This is a genomic window from Streptomyces sp. NPDC055103, assembly GCF_053607625.1.
Map to the genome: position 1 here is coordinate 182,431 of NZ_JBSGTX010000005.1, position 21,919 is coordinate 204,349.

At 72.3% G+C, this 21,919-nt stretch carries 17 protein-coding genes; 5 read left to right on the top strand and 12 right to left on the bottom strand.

Translation table 11 applies throughout. From position 1 onward, the window contains the following. Positions 1 to 126 precede the first annotated feature (126 nt). Complete coding sequence (gene nrdR, locus ACWFR1_RS05780; protein ID WP_453546852.1) at positions 127 to 636, bottom strand: transcriptional regulator NrdR; 510 nt, start codon at positions 634 to 636, stop codon at positions 127 to 129. 448 nt (positions 637 to 1,084) lie between these two features. On the opposite strand from nrdR, the gene lexA reads away from it, so the two are divergent. Next, positions 1,085 to 1,873: a transcriptional repressor LexA gene (gene lexA / locus ACWFR1_RS05785; protein WP_031010805.1), complete on the top strand. Its 789-nt coding sequence runs from the start codon at positions 1,085 to 1,087 to the stop codon at positions 1,871 to 1,873. A gap of 84 nt (positions 1,874 to 1,957) precedes the next feature. Here the strand turns inward: lexA and ACWFR1_RS05790 are convergent, their stop codons facing one another. The 5 genes from ACWFR1_RS05790 to ACWFR1_RS05810 all read right to left on the bottom strand — a co-directional run bounded on the left by ACWFR1_RS05790 (position 1,958) and on the right by ACWFR1_RS05810 (position 9,954). Then, positions 1,958 to 3,934: an ATP-dependent DNA helicase gene (locus ACWFR1_RS05790; protein WP_453546855.1), complete on the bottom strand. Its 1,977-nt coding sequence runs from the start codon at positions 3,932 to 3,934 to the stop codon at positions 1,958 to 1,960. A 50-nt stretch (positions 3,935 to 3,984) separates the two neighbouring features. Then, positions 3,985 to 5,814 (bottom strand): IucA/IucC family protein, encoded by a 1,830-nt coding sequence (locus ACWFR1_RS05795; protein WP_453546857.1) that lies wholly within the window; start codon positions 5,812 to 5,814, stop codon positions 3,985 to 3,987. 61 nt (positions 5,815 to 5,875) lie between these two features. After that, positions 5,876 to 6,574 (bottom strand): GNAT family N-acetyltransferase, encoded by a 699-nt coding sequence (locus ACWFR1_RS05800; protein WP_453546859.1) that lies wholly within the window; start codon positions 6,572 to 6,574, stop codon positions 5,876 to 5,878. Positions 6,575 to 6,630: 56 nt separating this feature from the next. Then, on the bottom strand, positions 6,631 to 8,481 hold the full coding sequence (locus tag ACWFR1_RS05805) for an IucA/IucC family protein (RefSeq protein WP_453546861.1): 1,851 nt from the start codon (positions 8,479 to 8,481) through the stop codon (positions 6,631 to 6,633). Between the two features lie 36 nt (positions 8,482 to 8,517). Then, entirely contained in the window at positions 8,518 to 9,954 is a 1,437-nt protein-coding gene (locus tag ACWFR1_RS05810) for a diaminobutyrate--2-oxoglutarate transaminase family protein (protein ID WP_453546864.1), read from the bottom strand. A 322-nt stretch (positions 9,955 to 10,276) separates the two neighbouring features. On the opposite strand from ACWFR1_RS05810, the gene ACWFR1_RS05815 reads away from it, so the two are divergent. Continuing rightward, complete coding sequence (locus ACWFR1_RS05815; protein ID WP_453546866.1) at positions 10,277 to 11,452, top strand: trypsin-like serine peptidase; 1,176 nt, start codon at positions 10,277 to 10,279, stop codon at positions 11,450 to 11,452. A gap of 101 nt (positions 11,453 to 11,553) precedes the next feature. Next, on the top strand, positions 11,554 to 12,726 hold the full coding sequence (locus ACWFR1_RS05820) for a trypsin-like serine peptidase (RefSeq protein ID WP_453546868.1): 1,173 nt from the start codon (positions 11,554 to 11,556) through the stop codon (positions 12,724 to 12,726). Positions 12,727 to 12,824: 98 nt separating this feature from the next. Here ACWFR1_RS05820 and hflX read toward each other — a convergent pair whose 3' ends face one another. The 6 genes from hflX to miaA form a co-directional block, all read right to left on the bottom strand. Further along, the gene (gene hflX / locus ACWFR1_RS05825) at positions 12,825 to 14,318 is read right to left on the bottom strand and encodes a GTPase HflX (protein WP_453546870.1); all 1,494 of its coding nucleotides are present in this window, start codon (positions 14,316 to 14,318) and stop codon (positions 12,825 to 12,827) included. A gap of 140 nt (positions 14,319 to 14,458) precedes the next feature. After that, complete coding sequence (locus tag ACWFR1_RS05830; RefSeq protein WP_453546871.1) at positions 14,459 to 15,949, bottom strand: M1 family metallopeptidase; 1,491 nt, start codon at positions 15,947 to 15,949, stop codon at positions 14,459 to 14,461. A 110-nt stretch (positions 15,950 to 16,059) separates the two neighbouring features. Next, the gene (locus tag ACWFR1_RS05835; protein WP_453546873.1) at positions 16,060 to 18,270 is read right to left on the bottom strand and encodes a RelA/SpoT family protein; all 2,211 of its coding nucleotides are present in this window, start codon (positions 18,268 to 18,270) and stop codon (positions 16,060 to 16,062) included. Positions 18,271 to 18,523: 253 nt separating this feature from the next. After that, on the bottom strand, positions 18,524 to 19,405 hold the full coding sequence (gene dapF / locus ACWFR1_RS05840; RefSeq protein ID WP_453546875.1) for a diaminopimelate epimerase: 882 nt from the start codon (positions 19,403 to 19,405) through the stop codon (positions 18,524 to 18,526). Between the two features lie 82 nt (positions 19,406 to 19,487). After that, on the bottom strand, positions 19,488 to 19,964 hold the full coding sequence (locus ACWFR1_RS05845) for a hypothetical protein (protein WP_453546901.1): 477 nt from the start codon (positions 19,962 to 19,964) through the stop codon (positions 19,488 to 19,490). 108 nt (positions 19,965 to 20,072) lie between these two features. Further along, a complete protein-coding gene (gene miaA, locus ACWFR1_RS05850) occupies positions 20,073 to 21,011 on the bottom strand; it encodes a tRNA (adenosine(37)-N6)-dimethylallyltransferase MiaA (RefSeq protein ID WP_453546876.1) in 939 nt (312 codons plus the stop codon). 139 nt (positions 21,012 to 21,150) lie between these two features. Between miaA and ACWFR1_RS05855 the strand changes: the two genes are divergently transcribed. Beyond that, positions 21,151 to 21,486, top strand: coding sequence for a hypothetical protein (locus tag ACWFR1_RS05855; RefSeq protein WP_453546877.1), 336 nt, complete (start codon positions 21,151 to 21,153; stop codon positions 21,484 to 21,486). Between the two features lie 69 nt (positions 21,487 to 21,555). Next, complete coding sequence (locus ACWFR1_RS05860; protein ID WP_453546879.1) at positions 21,556 to 21,813, top strand: antitoxin; 258 nt, start codon at positions 21,556 to 21,558, stop codon at positions 21,811 to 21,813. The last annotated feature ends 106 nt before the right edge of the window (positions 21,814 to 21,919 follow it).

Here is a 21,919-nt window from a genome sequence, read left to right on the forward strand (position 1 = left end):
CAGGGCGCCGTCTTCTGTACGTCTTTCGGTACTGCTGCCACGAGGACCGGAAACAGGTCACCCGGGGCACGTCTGTCGGGCCGCTCGGCGGCCGATCGCCGGGCCGTGGTCGACCCGGACCGCCGATCAGTCGGCGGCGGTGGCGGGAACGGGGACCTCAGGGGTCGCACCGGTCCCGCGGTTCTCAGCGAGAGACCGCTCGCGGAGCTCCACGATGGCGGTCTCGAAGTCTTCGAGGCTGTCGAAGGCCTTGTACACGGACGCGAAGCGCAGGTACGCGACGAGGTCGAGCTCCTGCAAGGGGCCGAGGATGGCCAGACCCACGTCATGGGTGGTCAGCTCGGCGCTCCCGGTGGCGCGCACCGCCTCCTCGACCCGCTGGCCGAGCTTGGCGAGGGCGTCCTCGGTGACCGGTCGCCCCTGGCACGCCTTGCGGACGCCGGAGATGACCTTGGTACGGCTGAAGGGCTCGGTGACACCGGACCGCTTCACCACCATGAGCGAACACGTCTCCACCGTGGTGAAACGGCGGGAGCAATCGGGACACTGGCGACGGCGTCGGATCGACGTCCCGTCATCGGTGGTGCGACTGTCGACGACACGGCTGTCGGGGTGCCTGCAGAAGGGGCAGTGCATGGCTTCCGACCCTCCCTCACGGCACGACTGATGAGCTTCGCCCGACCCGTCAAGGCCCTGCGAAGCGACCTCCAGCATAGGCGATGCGAGCCTCCCCGGCAGACCGGGGACCACTACCCCTGGGCGGTCGGTGTCATACAACCACTAGATCTTGGGTTAAGGGCGATTCCGCCCCCTGCGCGTGTCGCGGGCCGCAAGCTCCCGCGATTCCGCCCCCGGGTGCGACACTGGGAAGGCACACCGGATGTCCGCGACCCAGCCGCGAAGGCTACCGTAATGACCGAATTGGGTTCGCGGGGTGCTCCGGAGTGACGGTACTCATACACCCCCACACGTACACGCGTAAGGCGATCTGCGAATTTTCACTCGAACGTGTGTTTGGCGCAACCTTTCGAAAGCCACTACCGTTGTGCCAGCCAGGGAGACAAATTCGAGAGGGGCCGACGACGTGACCACCACCGCAGACAGTGCCACCATCACCGCCCAGGACCGCTCCCAGGGCCGACTCGAGCCGGTGCATGCCATGAATGACACAGCCATGAACGGCGAGGAGCCCGGGCGACCCGCCCGCGCCCTTCCCGGGCGACCTCCAGGCATCAGGGCCGACAGCTCCGGCCTCACCGACCGGCAGCGCCGGGTCATCGAGGTCATCCGGGATTCGGTCCAGCGACGCGGCTACCCGCCGTCGATGCGCGAGATCGGCCAGGCCGTGGGGCTGTCCAGCACGTCGTCGGTGGCTCACCAGCTCATGGCGCTGGAGCGCAAGGGCTTCCTCCGTCGTGACCCGCACCGCCCCCGGGCGTACGAGGTGCGCGGCTCGGACCAGCCGAGCACCCAGCCGACGGACACCACGGGCAAGCCCGCCGCGTCGTACGTCCCCCTGGTCGGCAGGATCGCGGCCGGTGGCCCCATCCTGGCCGAGGAGTCCGTCGAGGACGTCTTCCCGCTCCCCCGGCAGCTGGTCGGCGACGGCGAGCTGTTCGTCCTGAAGGTCGTCGGCGACTCGATGATCGAGGCCGCCATCTGTGACGGCGACTGGGTCACCGTCCGCCGCCAGCCCGTCGCGGAGAACGGCGACATCGTCGCCGCCATGCTCGACGGCGAGGCCACGGTCAAGCGCTTCAAGCGCGAGGACGGGCACGTCTGGCTCCTCCCGCACAACGCGGCCTACCAGCCGATCCCCGGCGACGAGGCCACCATCCTCGGCAAGGTCGTGGCGGTGCTCCGGCGGGTGTGACACTCCTCGCCGGCTCTGACCGGCCCCGGGACCCACTGCGCCGGTCCCGGGGCCCTGCCGTGCGTCGAGGCGCACGGCAGGGGGTCAGTCGCTCGCCGCCGCCTTCGACGCCGCGTCGATCGCCGCCAGGGACTTCCGCACCTGGTTACGGTCCGTGGTGTACCAGAAGTCGGGCAGCGAGGCCTTGAGGTAGCTGCCGTACCGGGCCGTGGCCAGCCGGGGGTCGAGCACCGCGACGACACCCCGGTCGCCCGTCGCCCGCACGAGCCGACCGGCGCCCTGGGCCATCAGCAGCGCCGCGTGCGTGGCCGCGACCGCCATGAAGCCGTTTCCGCCGGCCTCCTCGACCGCCTTCTGCCGCGCGCTCATCAGCGGGTCGTCCGGTCGCGGGAACGGGATCTTGTCCATGACCACCAGCTGGCAGCTGGCACCGGGGACGTCCACGCCCTGCCAGAGCGAGAGCGTGCCGAAGAGGCAGGTCTTCGGGTCGGCCGCGAAGTTCTTGATCAGCTCACCGAGGGTGTCCTCGCCCTGGAGCAGGATCGGCAGCTCCGGGTTCCTGACCCGCAGCTCCTCCGCCGCCTGCTGAGCCGCCCGCATCGAGGAGAACAGGCCCAGCGTGCGACCGCCGGCCGCCTCCATCAGCTCGGCGAGCTCGTCGAGCATGTCGCCCCGCTCACCGTCCCGCGCGGGGCGGGACAGGTGCTTGGCGACGTACAGGATGCCCTGCTTCGGGTAGTCGAACGGGGACCCGACGTCGAGGCCCTTCCAGACGGGCAGGTCGTCCCCCGTCGTGCCCTCGGGCGCGAGGCCGAGCGAGGCCCCGACCCCGTTGAAGTCGCCGCCGAGCTTGAGGGTGGCCGAGGCCAGCACCACGGAGCGCTCCGTGAAGAGCTTCTCCCGCAGCAGGCCCGAGACCGAGAGCGGAGCCACCCGCAGCGAGGCGCCGAAACGGTCGTGCCGCTCGTACCAGACGACGTCCCACTCCGAGCCCTGGGTGATCCGCTCCGCGACCCCGTGCACGGTCTCCACGGAGGCCATGGCCTGCTTACGGACGGCGTCCTCGTCCTGCACGGACCGGTCCCGGGTGGAACCCAGGGCCGTGATCACGGCGCGGGCCGCGTCGCGCAGGGCCATCAGCGCGTAGGCGAGGTCCTCCGGGATCGTCTCCAGGCGGCCCGGCAGGGCGAGCTCCATGACGCGCTCGAAGCCCTCGGCGGCGGTCTGCAGCTGGTCGGCGACCTTCTCGTCGACCAGCTTCGCGGAACGACGCACGGCACGGTTGACCTGGCCGGGCGTGAGCTCGCCGGTGGCGACGCCGGTGACCCGGGAGACCAGCTCATGGGCCTCGTCGACGATCAGCACCTCGTGCTGCGGGAGCACCGGGGCGCCCTCGATGGCGTCGATGGCGAGCAGCGCGTGGTTGGTGACGACGACGTCGGCGAGCTTCGCGCGCTCACGGGCCGCTTCGGCGAAGCACTCCGCGCCGTACGCGCACTTGCTCGCGCCCAGGCACTCCCGGGAGGAGACCGAGACGTGGGCCCAGGCCTTGTCGGAGACGCCGGGGGTCAGGTCGTCCCGGTCGCCGGTCTCCGTCTCGTCGGACCAGTCGCGCAGGCGCAGCAGGTCCTGTCCCAGCTTGCTGGTGGGCGCGGCCGCCTCGAAGGGGTCGAAGAGGCCGTCCTCCTCGTCCTGCGGGACGCCTTCGTGGAGCCGGTGGAGGCAGAGGTAGTTCGACCGGCCCTTGAGCATGGCGAACTGCGGGCGGCGGCGCAGCTGCGGATGCAGCGCGTCGACCGTCCGCGGGAGATCGCGCTCGACGAGCTGGCGCTGGAGCGCCAGGGTCGCGGTGGCGACCACGACCCGCTCCCCCTGGGCCAGCGCCGGCACGAGATAGCCGAGCGACTTGCCCGTGCCGGTGCCTGCCTGGACGAGGAGGTGGGAGTTGTCGTCGATGGCCTCGGCCACGGCCTCGGCCATGGCGACCTGGCCGGGGCGCTCCGTGCCGCCGACGGCGGAGACGGCGGCGTGGAGGAGGTCGGGGAGGGATGGCTTCGTCATAGCGCTTCCAGCCTACGGGGCGGCACTGACAGCCCGGACACGCGCGCGCCTCACGCGAGCGGGTTGGGGACGGTCCCGTGGACGGCCGCGTGCGGGCGCTCGGGGCGGTCGCGGTAGCCGTCCAGGTGCAGACGGTTGCGATTGAGGCAGAGCCGCTCGATCCGGGGCGTGAGGAGGTCGAAGAGCTCGAACCGTTCCTTCAGCTCGGGGAAGCGGGCCTGGTGGCGCAGGATCTCCGCGCGGACGAGGGACCAGAATTCCGTCTCTGGGACTCCGAGTTGTTCCTCGCAGAGCGGCGCCAGATAGCGGAAGACGCCGACGAAGAGCCCCGAATGGATGAACTGGGTGAGGAAGTCGGGTTCCTCGGTGAGCAGCACCGAGCGGACGTCGTCCGGCATCGTGTCATGTTCGGGGAGCGGCTGGGCGCTGATGTTCACGTCGTCGACGAAGTCCTTGATCGCCAGACGTACGGGGACGTCGTCGCCGTCGCAGACGACGATCGCGTTCTCGCCGTGCGGCGAGAAGACGGTGCCGTACCGGTAGAGGAAGTGCAGCAGCGGGGGCAGCAGGGCGCCGAAGAGCTGCTGGAGCCAGACGGCGGGCGCGAGTCCGGACCGCTCGACGAGCTCCGCGACGAATGCGCGGCCGTCCGGGTCGGTGTGGAGCAGCGAGGCGAGGGTCCGGGCGCGCTCGCCGGGGGGCAGCCGGAGCGGTTCGCGCCAGATCGCGCCGAGGAGTTCCTTGTACTGGTAAGGGACTTCGGGCAGCCGGTCGTAGAGGGGGTGCTCGACGGTGACGGACGCGACCTCGCCGAGGAGGATCACGCCGCACTCGTCCCGCAGGAACGCGTCGCCGTCGCGGAGCCCCTGGACCCAGGCGGTCACGGCGGGGGCGGCGACGGTACGTTCGGTGGGCAGTCCGCGCCAGACCAGGGTGTTGAGCACCGAGAGCGGGAGTTTGACGGTGTGCCGGTCGGGGCGGCTGGTGTTGAGGAACGTACGGACGGACTGCTGCGGCAGGCGGAGGTCGCCGTCGGCGGAGAGCGGGACGACGGTGCCGGCGGCGACGGCCGGGGCGTAGAGCGGGAGCAGGACCTCGTCCCACTGCCAGGGGTGGACGGGCAGCAGGAGGTAGCCGTCGGGTTGGTGGCCGCGGGCGGTGAGTTCGGCGCGGAAGGCGGCGTGGACCTCGGGGTCCAGTTCCTCGGCGTAGAGACGGTCGGGGGTTTCGAGGCCGGCGACGCCTCGGTAGGCGGCGATGCGGTTGCTGACGGCGATCCACGGCAGCCGGGTGGCGCGGCGCGCCTCGGGGGCCCAGCGGGCGGCGTCGGAGGCGGAGAACCCGATGCGGCCCTTGTTGAGGACGAGCCAGGGGTGGCCGGTCTGGTGGCCCTCGAGTTCGGCGTAGGAGAGCTCGGCGAGTCGGTCGGCGGTGAGGGCCGTGGCGTCGAGGCGGGCGTCGGCGGCGAGGGTCGCGGAGAGTTCGCGGATGAGGTGGCCGAGGGTGGCGCCGTCGAGCCGGAGGAGGCTGCGGGCGCGGACCAGGAAGTCGAAGGGGTCGGTCATGGGCCGGCCCTCGTGGGTGATCGAGTCGGGGGCGACCCGCCAGCTTCCGTAGGCGCCGCGGCGGGCGCGGAAGGTGAGTGCGGTGCCGTCGTCGAGCCGGAGGGTGTGGAGGTCGGGCTCGCCGTCGTCGGCCGGGACGGGCTCGACGATCTCCTCGTAGGCGAACTCGGAGATGGCCTTGGCGAGGAGGCGGGAGGAGGCCCGGGTCCAGGCGGCGGGCGTGAGCTCGGGGGGCGCGAGCAGCTCGGGGGCCGGAGCGGTCGCGGGGGTCGTGGCGGGCTGTGCGGAGTCGTGGGGTGCAGGGGACGTCGACACGAGGACTCCTCGGAGTGGGAACCGCTGTGGGGCGAGCGGTGTATGTAAGACAGAGGGCTGTTCACAGAGCGTGACGCAGGGTGCGGTCGCGGATCATGAGCGCGGCTCGTTTGTCGGGGAGGTCGACTTCCGCCGCGTAGCGGAAGCCGGCCCCGAGGAAGGCCGAGACGGAGGGGGTGTTGCGGATGTCGGGTTCGGCGATGACCCGGGTGCATCGCGGGCGGTGGTCGAGGACGAGCTCGGCGACGGCGTGCAGGAGGGCGGTCCCGACGCCCCGGCCACGGTCGGTGACGCCTCCGACGAGGAGATGGACGCCCGTGTCGTGGGGGCGGGCCGGGTAGTGCCGGGCGAGCGGGTCGAGGTCGGCCCGGTAGATCTCGAAGTAGCTCATGGGCACGTCGTCGAGCACGCCGAGGCAGGGGACACTGCGGCCGTCGCCCTGGAGCTGGGCGCGGAGGTGCTCGGCGGTCACGGTCTCGGGGCCGGCGAGCTCCCAGAAGGCGGCGACGGCGGGGTCGTTCATCCACCGGGTGAGGAGCGGCAGGTCACGTTCGAGGCGTACGGGTACGAGGCGGAAGGCGCCGAAGCGGGTGGTGGTCGGGGCCCAGCCGGCGACGGAGTCGAGCAGGTCTCCGTCGGAGAGGCCGCCGCCGCGAGAGGCTGACGGGTCTCCGGCGGCGAGGAGGGCGACGAGGTCGTCGACCCTCAGGTCGAGGGTGTCGTCCCCGGGCGGGTCTACCGGGGGTCTTGTGGGTGGCACGGTGTCGCTCTCCTCTCGGCGGTGCGCTCAGGGCGTGGGCGCTCCGGCGGCGGGGTTCAGGTGCGGAGGGGGTTGGTGACGGTGACGTACACGGACTGGGTGTCGACCGGGCCGACGAGCTCGTCGAGGCCGTGGAGACGGGTGAGGAGGTTGGCCTTGCTGCGCAGGGTCGCGGCCTCCAGGAGCCGGTGCGGAAGAGGGGAGCCCAGGCTCGTGGCGGAGGTGAGGAAGCTGCGGAGGGCGGCGAGCAGAACGCGCTCGTCGGCGAGGTGCTGGGCGCCGAAGGCGCCGATCAGACCGAGGATGTTGTTGATGCCGAGGTAGTAGGCGAAGCGCTCGTCGGTGACCTGGTCGGAGACGAAGGTGTCGCTGTGGGCTCCGATGCCGGGGAGTCGGCTCTCCAGCTCGCCGCGGTGGGACTCGCGGAAGTAGTAGCCCTGGTTGTCGCGGTAGCGGCCGCCGACGGGCCAGCCGTCCGGGTCCAGGAGCACCAGGGTGTTCTGCTGGTGGGCCTCCAGGGCGATGCCGGCGTGTCCGTCGAGCCAGAGGACGGGCCGGACGACCTGGTCGAGGTAGCGGAGGAACCACTCGGCGGCGACGGCCGTGGTGGGGCGGCCGGTGCGGGTGGAGAGTCGGCCGATGACGTCGCCGAGCCGGGAGCGCATGGTGGCGGTCCCGGGCCAGGGACGGGGGGTGGTGAGGGAGGCGATGCAGACGGCGTCGTCGCCGGGCCCGAAGGGGTTGTGGCGGATCATGACGTCGAGTCCGGGGACGGTGGTGCCGTCGAGGGTGTCCACGGCGAGCCAGGCGGGGTCGCGGACGATGTCGAAGCCGGGGTGGGCCGCCTGCCACTCGTCGACGAGACCGGTGCGCAGGAGCCGGTGGACCTCGACGCCGCGGTGGAGTTCCTTGCGGAGGTTCTCGCGGCGGGAGTTGGTGATGCGCAGGCCGAGGGAGAGCTTGAGCATCGCGCGGGCGCCGGGGCGGTGGACCGTGCGGACGGAGGAGGTGGGGTGCCAGGGGCTGCCGTGCGGGCCGAGGTCGTGGAGGAGGCCGGCTTCGAGGAGCTCACGGACGTCGGGGCGGTGCAGGAGCTCGCGGGCCTGCCAGGGGTGCAGGGGCAGGGGGGCGGTGCCGGCGGGGAGGGTGAGCCCCTCGGCGAGTCCGGCGGCGAGCTGCTCCGCGGTGACGTGGCGGCCCTGCTCGGTCCAGGCGGAGTCGGAGGCCAGGACGGTGGGGTCGACGGCGATCCAGTGAAGGGGGAAGGAGCCGTGGAGTTCGGGTGAGTAGAGGCGGGCCTCGGCCTCGGAGAGTCCCTCGCGGCTCTTGGGGGTGGGGTGGAGGGGGTGGCCGAGCAGCAGGGCCTGTTCGGCGGCGAGGAAGAGGTCGGCGCCCGGATGGGGGTGGGGGCTGCGGCGGCGCTCGGTGAGGAAGTCGGCGGTGCGCCGGGCGGAGTCGGCGACCCGGGCGACGAGTTCGGTGCCCTCGGGGCGGCCGGTCTCGCGGCTGAGCAGTGCGGCAACGGTGACGGCGTCGGCGGTGGGGGCGGAGGCCGGGAGGCCTTCGAGGGAGGGGGCGCCGAGGCGGTGCCAGCCGGTGGGCGACCAGTAGCGGACGGGGACGAGGAGGGCGGTGCCGCTGGCGTCGAGGGGGACGCGCAGGGTGGTGGAGTCGGGAGCGGGCAGGTCCTTCTCCCGGATCCAGCAGCGGAGCAGGTTCTCGATGGTCGCGACGTCGGCGGCGCGCTGCGGGTCGGGGTCGTCCAGGGGGTCGGGCGCGGTGGCTCCGGCGGCCGGGCGGATCGGCCGCGGGTCGTACGGTCCGGCGTGCTGGCGCGGGACGGTGGGTTCCTCGACGGCGAGGGGCGCTGCGGTCTCGGTCGCCGGGGAGGTGGGGGTGGCGTTCACAGGGCTTCCTTGGGGTGGGGCCGGGGGCGGTCCGGGTCAGTGGGACGGTCCGGGGGTGGTCCGGGGGGCACCCGTCGTGGGGGTGTGGGCCCGTTCGGCCGCGGCCAGGGCGTCGGCGAAGCGGTCGAGGACCGCGGTGGCCTGCTCGTCGGTGAGGGTGAGCGGGGGCAGGAGGCGGACCACCGCGGAGTGGCGGCCGCCGAGTTCGACGATGAGTCCGCGGGCGAGGCACTCCTGCTGGACGGCGAGGGCCAGGGCGGGGGCGGCGGGCGGGACGGGGTCGTCCGGGCCGGCCGCTTCGGGGTCGACGAGTTCGACGCCGATCATCAGGCCCCGGCCTCGGACGTCGCCGACGCAGGGGTGGGCGGCGGCGAGGCCCTGGAGTTGGCCGAGGATACGGGCGCCGAGGATGCCGGCCCGTTCGGCGAGCTTGTTCTCGCGGACGTACGCGAGGGTGGCCGTTCCGGCGGCCATGGCGAGCTGGTTGCCGCGGAACGTGCCCGCGTGGGCGCCCGGTTCCCAGGCGTCGAGCTCGGACCTGTAGACGATGACGGCGAGCGGGAGGGAGCCGCCGATGGCCTTGGAGAGGACCATCACGTCGGGCACGACACCGCTGTGCTCGACGGCCCAGAAGGCGCCGGTGCGTCCGACGCCGGTCTGGACCTCGTCGACGACGAGCGGGACGGAGCGGTCGGCGGTGATCCGGCGCATCCGGCGCATCCAGTCGTCGGGGGCGGGGATGACGCCACCTTCGCCCTGGACGGCCTCGACGATCATTCCGGCGGGGGTGGTGACACCGCTCTTGGGGTCGTCGAGGAGGCTCTCGGTCCAGCGGGCGGAGAGTTCGGCGCCGCGGTCGCCGCCGACGCCGAAGGGGCAGCGGTAGTGCTGCGGGTAGGGCAGCCGGGTCACACGGACGTCGGTCGCGCCGCCGGAGGCGGAGAGGGCTCCGGCCGTCATGCCGTGATAGGCGCCGGTGAAGGCGAGGAGTCCGTCGCGGCCGGTGGCGGTGCGGACGAGTTTGAGGGCCGCTTCGACGGCGTCCGTGCCGGCGGGTCCGCAGAACTGGATGCGGGCGTCGTCGGCGAGTTCACCCGGCAGGGTGGCGAACAGCTCCGAGGTGAAGGCGTCCTTGAGGGGGGTGGCGAGGTCGAGGACGTGGAGCGGTGCGCCCGAGTCGAGGACCTTCCTGATCGCTTCCAGGACTACGGGGTGGTTGTGGCCGAGGGCGAGGGTCCCGGCGCCGGACAGGCAGTCCAGGTATCGGCGGCCGTCCGCGCCCTCGATGGTCAGGCCGCGGGCCCGCACGGGGACGATCGGCAGGGAGCGGGCGTACGTGCGGGCGGCGGACTCGCGCTGCGACTGGCGGCGCAGGATCCCCTCGTACGCACCCCCTTGGTGTGTCGCGTCGCCCGTCGGGGTCCGCACCCGCGCGGCCGGAGCGACGGCAGGAGCTGATTCGGTCACGGCCACGGCTCGGTGTCCTCCCGCTGTAACGGTTGCGTTGCACATCGGGACGTCGCCGAGCCGCCGCAAGGGCCGTCCTGAACGCCGCCGTTGTGTCCCCCGTACGTACCAACGACGGGAACTGCCGGGGATCACGGGCCGGGTGACAAGAACTTGGCGTGTCCCGGATCACGGCAAGACAACGGCTTAACGGCATTCGGAACCGGCGGCGGGGCGGGTACCGTCCCCTCCGGCACCGGCATAGTTGGGGGCCGTCGGTCGCCGTCTGCGAGGACGCGGCCGCCGTTCGCCCATGCACACGTTGATGTAGTCCCAGGGGGATCACGAGATGCGATCGATTCGTCCGCTGCTGATGGCGGCTTCCGCCGTCGCGGCGCTGACGCTCACCGCGACGGCCTGCGGGCCGAGCGAGGAGAACGCGGGAGACAAGCCCAGCGCGCCCGCGAGCCAGAACCCGGCCGACAAGATCAAGATTCCGGAGGACCTGAAGGACCGCCTGAAGGAACACGGGATCGACGTCGACAAGTGGCGCGACGGCGAGTGGAAGAACTGGGACCGCGACAAGTGGCTCCGTGAGGCCAAGGACTTCGTCAACCCGATCATCGAGGACCTCTGGGACCCGGACCGGATGCGGGAGGCCGAGCGCCCCGACAAGCCGGTCGAGGAGGAGGACATCTCGGGTGACGAGGGTGTCACCGACCCGACCCCGGCCGCGGTGAAGGCGAAGGCCGTCGCGCCGAAGTACCACGGCAACGCCCCCGAGTCCGGGAAGGTCTTCTTCGACGGTCCCGAGGGCTCGATGGTCTGCTCGGCCACCGTGGTGAAGGACCCGGCCCACCCGGGCAAGTCCAACATGGTCTGGACGGCCGGGCACTGCGTGCACAAGGGCAAGCAGGGCGGCTGGTACCGCAACATCGCCTTCGTGCCCTCGTACAACGACGCCGCGCTGCCGACCTCCGACCTGGAGAAGGCGACGCGGGAGCAGGTCGCGCCGTACGGCGTCTGGTGGGCGGACTGGGTCAAGACCTCCGACCAGTGGATCGGCGAGGGCGCGTCCACGGGCGGCGCCGGCGCCCCGTACGACTTCGCGGTCATCCAGGTGACCCCGGAGAAGGGTGCTTCCGGCAAGTCGCTGGAGGAGACCGTCGGTTCGGCGCTTCCGGTGGAGTTCAACGCGCCGGCCGTGCCGAAGATCGCGAGCCTGACGGCGACCGGTTACCCGGCGGCGCCGCCGTTCGACGGCCAGAAGATGTTCCAGTGCCAGGACAAGCCGGGCCGGCTGTCGCTGAAGGCGGAGCAGCCGACGATGTACCGGATCGGCTGCACCATGACCGGCGGTTCGTCCGGTGGCGGCTGGGTGGCCGAGGGCAGTGACGGCAAGCCGGCGCTGGTGTCGAACACCTCGATCGGCCCGTCGACGGCCGGCTGGCTCGCGGGTCCGCGTCTCGGACCGGAGGCCAAGGCCATCTTCGACGAGGTCAGCAAGAAGTACGCCGGGCAGTAGGCGCGGCACGGAGGCGGGGCCCCGGGGTCCCGCCTCCTCCCATGTTCCGGACCGGCAGCGGCCGGCCCGGACGCGGAATCATCACAGGGGGAATGCTCATCATGCGTTCTGTACGACTCATACCCGCCGTACTCGGCCTGGTCACGGCGCTCGCGCTGACCGCCACGGCCTGCGGCCCCACCGAGACCCCGGCCGCCGAGGCGCCGACCGCGGGGGCGAGCACGTCCACGCCTCCCGCCGACGGCGCCGGAGGCGGCGACGACCTCGCCAAGGACCTCGCCGACAAGCTCAAGAAGCACGGCGTCGACCTGGACAAGTGGAAGGACGGCGAGTGGAAGAACTGGGATCAGGCCACCTGGCTGCGTGAGGCCGAGGACTTCGTCAATCCGGTGATCGACGGTCTCTGGGACCCGACGCGCATGCAGTCGGCGAAGAGCCCGGAGCAGACGATCACCGCGCAGGCCGGCACGGGCGGGACCGATCCGACGCCCCGGCCCGTCAAGGCGCAGCGCGAGAAGACCCCGTACCACCGCAACGCGGCCCCGGTCGGGAAGATCTTCTTCGACTCGCCCCAGGGGCACATGGTCTGCTCCGGCACGATCGTGAAGGACCCGCGCCGGCCCGGGAAGTCCAACATGGTCTGGACGGCCGGGCACTGTGTCCACGCGGGCCAGCAGGGCGGCTGGTACCGCAACATCACCTTCGTGCCGGCCTACAACGACCTCGGCAAGTCGGCCTCCGCCCTGCGCAACGCGCAGCCGCACGAGATCGCGCCGTACGGCCAGTACTGGGCCGACTGGGCCGTGACCTCGGGCGAGTGGATCCAGCGCGGCGGTTCGAACCAGGCCTGGCCGTACGACTACGCCGTGCTGCACGTGCAGCCCGCGCGGGGCGGGAAGTCGCTGGAGGAGACCGTCGGCGCCGCGCTGCCGGTCGACTTCTCCGCGCCGACGGCCGCGCAGGCCGGGACGATGGGCGCCTGGGGCTACCCGCAGGCTCCGCCGTACAACGGTCTGATCATGCACAAGTGCCTCGACCGTCCGACGCGGCTGACCACGGCTCCGGCCACGCCGACGATGTACCGGATCGGCTGCACGATGACGGCCGGTTCCTCGGGCGGCGGATGGTTCCGGGTGCTGCCGAACGGGAAGACGGCGCTCGTGTCGAACACCTCGATCGGCCCGGCCGGCGGCAACGGCTGGCTCGCCGGACCGCAGCTCGGCAAGGGGGCCAAGGCCGCCCACGAGATGGTCAGCAAGAAGTTCGCCCGCTGACCCGAGGGCTGAGGCCGCACCACACCGCATCAACGGCAGAGGGCGCTGTCCTCCTCCCCCGAACGGGAGGAGGACAGCGCCCTCCGTGGTGCCGTGGCTCAGTGCGCGGCGGGAACGTACGGCGCGAGCATCGCCGCCAGCTCCTCGTGCACCCGGGCCTTGAGCAGGGTGCCCTCCGGGGTGTGCTCCTCGGACTGCACCTCGCCCTCGGCGTGCACCCGCGAGACGAGACCGCCCTGCGTGTACGGCACGAGGGCCTCCAGCTCGACCTCGGGACGCGGCAGTTCGGCGTCGATCAGGGCGAGCAGCCGCTCGATGCCCTGGCCCGAACGGGCCGAGACGGCGATGGAGTGCTTCTCCATCCGCAGCAGTCGCTGGAGGACCAGCGGGTCCGCCGCGTCCGCCTTGTTGACGACGACGATCTCCTTGACGTTCACCGCGCCGACGTCCCGGAAGACCTCGCGCACGGCGGCCAGCTGCTCCTCCGGAGCGGGGTGGGAGCCGTCCACGACGTGCAGGATGAGGTCGGAGTCCCCGACCTCCTCCATGGTGGAGCGGAACGCCTCGACCAGGTGGTGCGGCAGGTGCCGGACGAAGCCGACGGTGTCGGCCAGGGTGTAGACCCGGCCGGTGGGCGTCTCTGCCCGGCGCACGGTCGGGTCGAGGGTGGCGAACAGGGCGTTCTCCACGAGCACGCCCGCGCCGGTGAGGCGGTTGAGCAGGGAGGACTTGCCCGCGTTGGTGTATCCGGCGATGGCGACCGACGGCACCTTGTTGCGCCGGCGCTCCTGCCGCTTGATGTCGCGGCCGGTCTTCATCTCCGCGATCTCCCGGCGCATCTTCGCCATCTTCTCGCGGATGCGGCGCCGGTCGGTCTCGATCTTGGTCTCACCGGGACCACGGGTGGCCATGCCGCCACCGCCGCCGCCACCCATCTGACGGGACAGCGACTGACCCCAGCCGCGCAGTCGCGGCAGCATGTACTGCATCTGCGCGAGCGCGACCTGCGCCTTGCCCTCTCGGGACTTGGCGTGCTGGGCGAAGATGTCGAGGATGAGGGCGGTCCGGTCGACCACCTTCACCTTGACGACGTCTTCGAGGGCGATGAGCTGGCCGGGGCTGAGCTCGCCGTCGCAGACGACGGTGTCGGCACCGGTCTCGATCACGATGTCGCGCAGTTCGCGCGCCTTGCCGGAACCGATGAAGGTCGCCGGGTCCGGCTTGTCACGACGCTGGATCACGCCGTCGAGCACGAGGGCGCCCGCCGTCTCGGCGAGGGCCGCGAGCTCCGCCAGGGAGTTCTCCGCGTCCTGCACGGTCCCCGAGGTCCAGACGCCGACCAGCACGACGCGCTCCAGGCGCAGCTGGCGGTACTCGACCTCGGTGACGTCCTCGAGCTCGGTGGAGAGGCCGGCGACGCGCCGCAGGGCCGCGCGCTCGGAGCGGTCGAACTGCTCGCCGTCCCGCTCTCCGTCGATCTCGTGGCTCCAGGCGACGTCCTCTTCCATCAGGGCATCGGCCCGAAGGCTCTCGGTACGGTTCGTCTCCGCGAAGCGCTGCTCGTCCTGGGAAGGGGAAGAAGAGGAGGTCATTGGGTCCTTACGTCGAATGACGTCGCGTGACAGCGACGAAGCTGAATCTGTATCCGTCGCAACGCGTGACGGCACCGGAAGATTCCCGGTTCCGGCCGCGTCGCCGACCTGACGATGGTGGCACGGTCCGGCCGGGCCCGTCACCCGGGTTTCGGCGCGGTCCTGGCGGCCTCGACCGGGAGGGTGCGCCAGTCGGGGTGCCCGGGCATGGGCGGGGTCTTCGCCGCGTACAGCCAGTCGCGGAAGAAGGCGGTGAGGTCCCGTCCGGCGATCTCGCCGGCCAGGGCGGTGAAGTCCGCGGTGGTGGCGGTGGAGTCCCGGTGGTCGGCGACCCAGCGGCGCTCCAGGCGCTGGAAGGCCTCGGTGCCGATCTCCTGCCGGAGGGCGTAGAGGACGAGGGCGCTCCCGTCGTAGACGACGGGACGGAACAGGCTGATCTTGTGGTCGCGCGAGGGCGGCTCGGGGGCCGCGGGCGGGCCGCCGTCCGCCCGCCACTCGTCGGAGGCCGCGTAGGCAGCCTTCATGCGCCGCTCCAGGGACTTGCCGGCCTTCTCCTGCGCGTACAGCGCCTCGTACCAGGTGGCGTGTCCTTCGTTGAGCCAGAGGTCGGACCAGGTACGGGGCGAGACGCTGTCGCCGAACCACTGGTGGGCCAGCTCGTGGACCATGACCGAGTCGACGTACCACTCCGGGTAGCCGGGCTCGGTGAAGAGGCCGCGCTCGAAGAGGGAGAGGGTCTGCGTCTCCAGCTCGAAGCCCGTGTCGGCGTCGGCGACGAGCACGCCGTACGTCTCGAAGGGGTACGGGCCGACCTGCTTCTCCATCCACTCCAGCTGGCCGGGTGTCTTGCGGAGCCAGGGCTCCATCAGCTCCCGGTCGGCGGTCCGCACCACGTCCCGTACGGGCAGGCCGCGGGGTCCGGTCCGGTGGACGACGGTGGAGCCGCCGAGGGAGACCTGGGCGAGCTCGGTGGCCATGGGGTGGCGGGGGCGGTACGTCCAGGTGGTGGTGGCGCCGTGGTCGACGCGGCCGGTGGGCAGGCCGTTGGCGACGGCGGTGAGCGCGCTGGGGGCGGTGATCCGGAAGGTGAAGTACGCCTTGTCGGCCGGGTGGTCGTTGGACGGGAAGACGCGGTGGGCGGCGTCCGCCTGGTTGGCCATGGCGAGGCCGTCGCCGGTACGCACCCAGCCGCCGGTGTCGGCGGGCCCTGTGGGGTCGCTGGTGTGGGTGACGGTGATCTCGACGGGCTCGCCTGCGGCGATCGGCACGGCCGGGGTGACGATCAGGTCCTCGCCGCTGCTGACGTACGCGGCCGGGAGGTCGTCGACGGTGACGGCGGAGACGGTCCCGTGGGTGAAGTCGAGGTTGAGCCGCTCCAGGTCCTCGGTGGCGAGGGCGTCGATCCTGGTCACGGCGGCGAGCGGCTTCGTGTTGACCCCGGAGTAGGTGAGGTCGAGGTCGTATGCGAGGACGTCGTAGCCGGGGTTCCCGAGGTGCGGGAAGAGCGGGTCGCCGATGCCGAGCGGCGCCGGGGCGGGCAGCGCGGCGGCGACGAGCCCGGTCGAGGCGGCAACGAGGACGGCTGCGCGCAGCCACCGCGCGCGGGGCAGGGGGTTTCGGACGAGCGGCATGGGCCAGGCCTTTCCGGAGGACTGGCCCTACGGCTACCAGGGGTTTCCCCGCTCCTCCGGGCGGCGCGCTCGCCCGCCACCCGAAGGAGGTCACGTCATGGCATGCCGCCTCACGCCTCGCGCGGCTCCGCCGTCCGCCGGCGGCGGGCGCGGTTGACGTCGTACACCCCCGGCACGTCCCGCATGGCCCGCATCAGGGCGGGGAGCCCGGCGGCGTCGGGGAGGTGGAGGGTGTACGTGTGCCGGACCCGCTGCTCGCTGGGCGGCTCGACGGTCGCGGAGACGACGGCGGCCCCGGCGGTGGCGATGGCCTCGGTGAGGTCGGCGAGGAGGCGCGGCCGACCGAAGGACTCGGCGACGAGGGTGACCCGGCACTGGGCCGTGTCGCCCCAGCGGACGGTGACGGGCTCGCGGCCCACCCCGCGCATGGTCTCGACGGCCGCGCAGCCGGCCCGGTGGACGGTGACCGAGCCGCCGCGGACGCGGAACCCGGTGATCTCGTCGGGCGGTACGGGGGTGCAGCAGCCGGCGGGGCGGACGGCGACGGGCGGCTCGCCGTCCAGGTCGGCGTGGAGTTCGGCGCCGGAGCGCCGGTCGGCGGTGACGTTGATCTGCGGCCGGGGTCCCGCGTCGGCGGGGGCCGCGGCCGCCTCGGGGTGGGCCTGGAGCCAGCCGGTGATCGCGATGCGGGCGGCGGCGGTACGGACGTGGTCGAGCCACTCGGGTGAAGGGCCGGACGGGGGCCCGGACACGGTGTCCTGGGCGAGCAGCAGCTGGACGGTGTCCCCGTCGCCGAGGACGGTGCTCAGGGGCGCGAGGCGGCCGTTGACGCGAGCGCCGAGGCAGCCGTGGGCGGCTTCGCCGTGTTGCGCGTAGGCCGCGTCGACGCAGCTGGCTCCGGCGGGCAGGCTGATCGTGCCGGGGGCGCTGCCGTCGGCGTGGAAGACGGTGATCTCGTCGTCCTCGGCGAGGTGGGCCCGGAGTGAGCTCCAGAAGGTGTCGGGGTCGGGGGCGGACTGCTGCCAGTCGAGGAGCCGGGAGAGCCAGCCCGGGCGGGTGGGGTCGACGCGCTCGCCGTCCTCGGGCTGCGGGTCGGGGACGAGGACGGGGACGGGGACGGGGACGGCGACGGGCTGCCCCGGTTCCTGGCCCGCGTACGGATTGCCGAGGGCGACGACTCCGGCCTCGGCGACCGTGTGCATCCGGTGGGTCCTGATGAGGATCTCGGCCACGGCCCCGTCGGGGGCGGCGATCGCGGTGTGCAGCGACTGGTACAGGTTGAACTTGGGGGCCGCGATGAAGTCCTTGAACTCGGAGATCACCGGGGTGAAACAGGTGTGGAGCTCACCGAGGACCCCGTAGCAGTCGGCGTCCTCGGTGACGAGGACGAGGAGCCGCCCGAAGTCGCAGCCGCGCAGCTCGCCGCGCTTGAGGCGGACGCGGTGCACGGAGACGAAGTGCCGCGGCCTGACGAGGACCTCGGCGGCGATACCGGCCTCGCGGAGGACGGCGCCGACCTGTTCGGCCACGGCGTCGAGGGCGTCCCCCGCGTGGGAGTTCTCGGCGATGAGCGCCCGGGTGTTCTCGTACTCCTCGGGGTGGAGGATCGCGAAGACGAGGTCCTCCAGTTCGGTCTTGAGGGCCTGGACCCCGAGCCGTTCGGCGAGCGGGATGAGGAAGTCCCTGGTGACCTTGGCGATCCTGGCCTGTTTCTCGGCCCGCATCACGCCGAGCGTGCGCATGTTGTGGAGGCGGTCGGCGAGTTTGATCGACATGACCCGGACGTCGTTGCCGGTGGCGACGAGCATCTTGCGGAAGGTCTCGGGCTCGGCGGCGGCGCCGTAGTCGATCTTCTCCACCTTGGTGACGCCGTCGACGAGGTAGGCGACCTCGTCGCCGAACTCCCTCCGCACCTGGTCGAGCGTCACCTCGGTGTCCTCGACGGTGTCATGGAGGAGGGAGGCGGTCAGGGTGGTGGTCTCGGCGCCCAGTTCGGCGAGGATGAGCGTGACCGCGAGCGGGTGCGTGATGTACGGCTCGCCGCTCTTTCGGAACTGGCCGCGGTGCGAGGACTCGGCAAGGACGTAGGCCCTGCGCAGCACCGCCAGGTCGGCCTCGGGGTGGTGGGCCCGGTGCGCTTCCGCGACATGGCTGATGGCGTCGGGCAGCCGGTCGCGGGGGGCCGGTCCCGCGGTCGCGCCGAGCAGGGCGGCGCGGCCGAGGCGGCGCAGGTCGATCCGGGCGCGTCCGCGTCTGCGGACGGTCGTGTCGGTGACGGCGGCGTCGGCCGCGCTCACAGGGTTGGTGGCCTCTGCGCTCATGGGGCACCCTCCGGCAACGTCGACCGGCGGTGGGCGGGCCAGGCGTGCCCTGGGGGCCGGTGCTTGATGCTACCGACCCCACCACGTGGCGCAGTCACGCTCTCGCTCAGCGTGAATCGGATCACCCATTCGAGCGACAAATCAGTCGTTGACTGTTTCGATTCCCTGGTTTCCGGTGGGAACGGAGCCGTCGAAAACCGGACGCCGTGGCCTACGCGCCGGGGCCGACGCGTGGGGCCCTAGGTGCCGGGCCCTACGCGCCGGGAACCGACAGCCACGCCGGGTCGATCGTGCCCTCGGCGACGATGACGGCGGGCCCGGTCATCTCGATCTCGCCGTCGGGGTGCTCGGTGATGACGAGGGTGCCGCCGAGGACGTCCACGGTGTACGTGACGGGGGCCCCGCTCGCGGCGGGGTCGGCGCCGTCGCGGCGGGCCGTGGCAACGGCGACGGCGCACGCGCCCGTGCCGCAGGAGCGGGTCTCGGCGGCGCCGCGCTCGTGGACCCGCATGGCGACGTGGCGGGGGCCTCGGTCGGCGACGAACTCGATGTTCACCCCGTCCGGGTAGACCGCGGCGGGCTCGTAGGGCGGCTCGGTGAAGAGGTTGCCCGCGTGGCCGAGGTCGTCGACGAAGGCGACCGCGTGCGGGTTGCCCATGTTCACGTTCCGCGCGGGCCAGCTGCGGCCGTCGACGGTGACCGTGACTCCGGCCTCGGACAGGACCGCGCGGCCCATGGAGACGGTGACGGAGCCGTCCTTGTCGAGGTGGACGCGCTTGGTCCCGCCGCGGGTGGCGACGGCGACCTCGCCGGCGGTGACGTGTCCCGCGTGCTCCAGGTAGCGGGCGAAGACCCGGACGCCGTTGCCGCACATCTCGGCGACCGAGCCGTCGGCGTTCCGGTAGTCCATGAACCACTCGGCCTCGTCGGCCAGGTGCCGCGTCTCGGGGTGGGCGGCGCTGCGCACGACGTGCAGCAGCCCGTCCCCGCCGATGCCGGCCCGCCGGTCGCAGAGCCGGGCGACGACGGCCGGGCTCAGCTCGACGGCGTTGTCCGCGTCGGGGACGATCACGAAGTCGTTCTCGGTGCCGTGGCCCTTGAGGAAGGGGAGCGGCGAGGTCTGCGTGCTGGTCACGAGATCAACTGTACGGGGCGGGTCCGACAGACGGCGCGGCCGTCCACGGGGCGGTCCCGGGCGGATGGCCTCAGGGGACCGCTCAGCGGAGGCGGGCGACGCGCCACACGGCCAGGGCGACCAGGACGCCGATCGTCGTGACGTACAGGGCGAGGACGCGCCAGTCGGGGCGCTCGCCCGAGCCGCGTTGCGGAAGGCCGGGCCAGGTGTAGCCGACCTTGCGGGCGGCCATCATGCCCCAGCCCGCCGCGCAGGAGCTGATCAGCAGGCCGAGCATGGCGAGGACGGCGCCGCCGTCGCCCGAGCCGAAGGCGAGCGGGAACGCGAACATCAGGGAGCCGACGGCGGCGAGGGCGACGATCGGGGCGAGCTGCCAGATCCGCAGGCGCCGCTGCGGTCTGAGCTCGACCTCGACCTCACCGGCGTCCACCTCGACGGCGGTACCTTCCGCGTCGTCAGGACCGTCCGGTGTCAGGCCCGGGGCCTCTGCCGGGGGTTCGCCCGACGGGTCGCCGAGGACCGCTTCCTGCTGTTCTCTGTCGCGAGGGCCGGCCTCCATCGCCACGCGCCCTCCCCACTCGGACTCCACTTGGTCGATCGATGCTCGATGATGGCACGCCCATGACCGCCGAACTGACGGGCAGGGCGTCCCGATGCCATCACGTGATCAGGCTGTAACCGCTCGTTCGACCAACGACAGCGCCTCCCGCGGGAGTTCCCCGCGGTGATCGGCGGCCCCGCTGAGCCAGTGGACGCGCGGGTCGCGGCGGAACCAGGAGTCCTGGCGGCGGGCGAAGCGCTTGGTGGCGCGCACGGTCTCCGCGCGCGCCTCGTCCTCGGTGCACTCCCCCGCGAGCGCGGCGAGTACCTGCTGGTAGCCGAGGGCGCGGGCGGCGGTGCGGCCCTCGCGCAGGCCCTGGGCCTCCAGGGTGCGCACCTCGTCGACGAGGCCGGCCTCCCACATCCGGTCCACGCGCGCGGCGATGCGCTCGTCCAGCTCGGGGCGGGCCACGTCGACGCCGATCTGGACGGTGTCGTAGACGGAGTCGTGTCCGGGGAGGTTGGCGGTGAAGGGCTTGCCCGTGATCTCGATGACTTCGAGGGCTCGGACGATGCGGCGTCCGTTGCTGGGCAGGATCGCGCGGCCTGCCTCGGGGTCGGCCTCGGCGAGCCGGGCGTGCAGGACGCCGGAGCCGCACTCCTCCAGTTCCGCTTCGAGCCGGGCGCGGACGGCGGGGTCGGTGCCGGGGAACTCCAGGGCGTCGACGGCCCCGCGTACGTACAGACCGGAACCGCCGACGAGGACGGGGGTGCGGCCGGTGGCGAGGAGCCGGTCGATCTCGGCGCGGGCCAGTCGCTGGTACTCGGCGACGCTGGCGGCCTCCGTCACGTCCCAGATGTCGAGGAGGTGGTGCGGGACGCCGTCCCGTTCCTCCATCGTCAGTTTCGCGGTCCCGATGTCCATCCCTCGGTAGAGCTGCATCGAGTCGGCGTTGACGACCTCGCCGCCGAGCTGCTGGGCCAGGAATACACCCAGATCGGACTTTCCGGCCGCCGTGGGGCCGACAACGGCGATGACCCGCGGGGCGGGAGCTGCGCTTCTCACCGCACCAGTCTCGCAAACCTCACGACCCTTACCCGAACGAGCTACGTGACGACCCCCATCCGGCTTCGTTGCCTGTTGCGAGGTTCCGGCCGTCGATCGCCGCCGAGCCCACCCCATCCGAGTACGCTATGGAGTGAATATGGGCGTTTTTGCAGTGTTTCGCCGTAAGAAGAAGGATGTGGTCGAGGCCTCGTCGGAGGAGACCGGGGCCGTCGCGGCGCCGGACGACGAGGTGACCGCGACGGAGGCGACGGAGCTCCGAGCCGAGGCCGGCGAGGACGTGGACATCGACGCGGATGTTGACGTCGATGTCGATGTTGACGTCGATGTTGACGTCGATGTCGATGTTGACGTCGACCTTGCTGTCGATGTCGATGTCGCCGACAAGGTGGAGGGCGAGGTCGTGGAGATCCCGAAGCAGCAGTCGGCCGAGGCCGCCGCGGACAACGAGGCAGGCGAAGGCGCCCGCAAGTAGGCCCCCGGGGTCCTGGGGGCAGGACACGGAGAACGGACCCCCTGGGGGTCCGCGGAGGGAAGGTGCCCCATGGGTCTCCTGGATTCGCTGAAGGCCAAGCTCGCCCCGGCCAAGGACAAGGTGGCCGACCTCGCGCAGCAGCACGGGGAGAAGATCGACCACGGCCTCGACAAGGCCGCGAAGCTGGTCGACGAGAAGACCAAGGGCAAGTACAGCGACAAGATCCAGTCCGGCACGGGCAAGGCCAAGGACGTCGTGGACCGGATCGGCCACAAGGACGACGGCACGCCCGGGAGCGGCGGCGCGACCCCGCCGCCGGCCGCCTGACGGCCGACGCCACCCGTACACCACGGTCCCACCGCAGTCCCTCCGCACGGCGGACGGCCGCGGAGCTCCCTGCACGCTGACGGAGGAAGTGCTGACGGCACGCCGC

Excerpts from the sequence above, each read along its gene's own strand:
- ACWFR1_RS05815 (WP_453546866.1), top strand. The coding sequence starts at position 10,277 with ATGCGATCGATTCGTCCGCTGCTGATGGCGGCTTCCGCCGTCGCGGCG.
- ACWFR1_RS05790 (WP_453546855.1), bottom strand. The coding sequence starts at position 3,934 with ATGACGAAGCCATCCCTCCCCGACCTCCTCCACGCCGCCGTCTCCGCC.
- ACWFR1_RS05830 (WP_453546871.1), bottom strand. The coding sequence starts at position 15,949 with ATGCCGCTCGTCCGAAACCCCCTGCCCCGCGCGCGGTGGCTGCGCGCA.
- ACWFR1_RS05835 (WP_453546873.1), bottom strand. The coding sequence starts at position 18,270 with ATGAGCGCAGAGGCCACCAACCCTGTGAGCGCGGCCGACGCCGCCGTC.
- ACWFR1_RS05845 (WP_453546901.1), bottom strand. The coding sequence starts at position 19,964 with ATGGAGGCCGGCCCTCGCGACAGAGAACAGCAGGAAGCGGTCCTCGGC.
- ACWFR1_RS05855 (WP_453546877.1), top strand. The coding sequence starts at position 21,151 with ATGGGCGTTTTTGCAGTGTTTCGCCGTAAGAAGAAGGATGTGGTCGAG.
- hflX (WP_453546870.1), bottom strand. The coding sequence starts at position 14,318 with ATGACCTCCTCTTCTTCCCCTTCCCAGGACGAGCAGCGCTTCGCGGAG.
- nrdR (WP_453546852.1), bottom strand. The coding sequence starts at position 636 with ATGCACTGCCCCTTCTGCAGGCACCCCGACAGCCGTGTCGTCGACAGT.
- ACWFR1_RS05820 (WP_453546868.1), top strand. The coding sequence starts at position 11,554 with ATGCGTTCTGTACGACTCATACCCGCCGTACTCGGCCTGGTCACGGCG.
- ACWFR1_RS05860 (WP_453546879.1), top strand. The coding sequence starts at position 21,556 with ATGGGTCTCCTGGATTCGCTGAAGGCCAAGCTCGCCCCGGCCAAGGAC.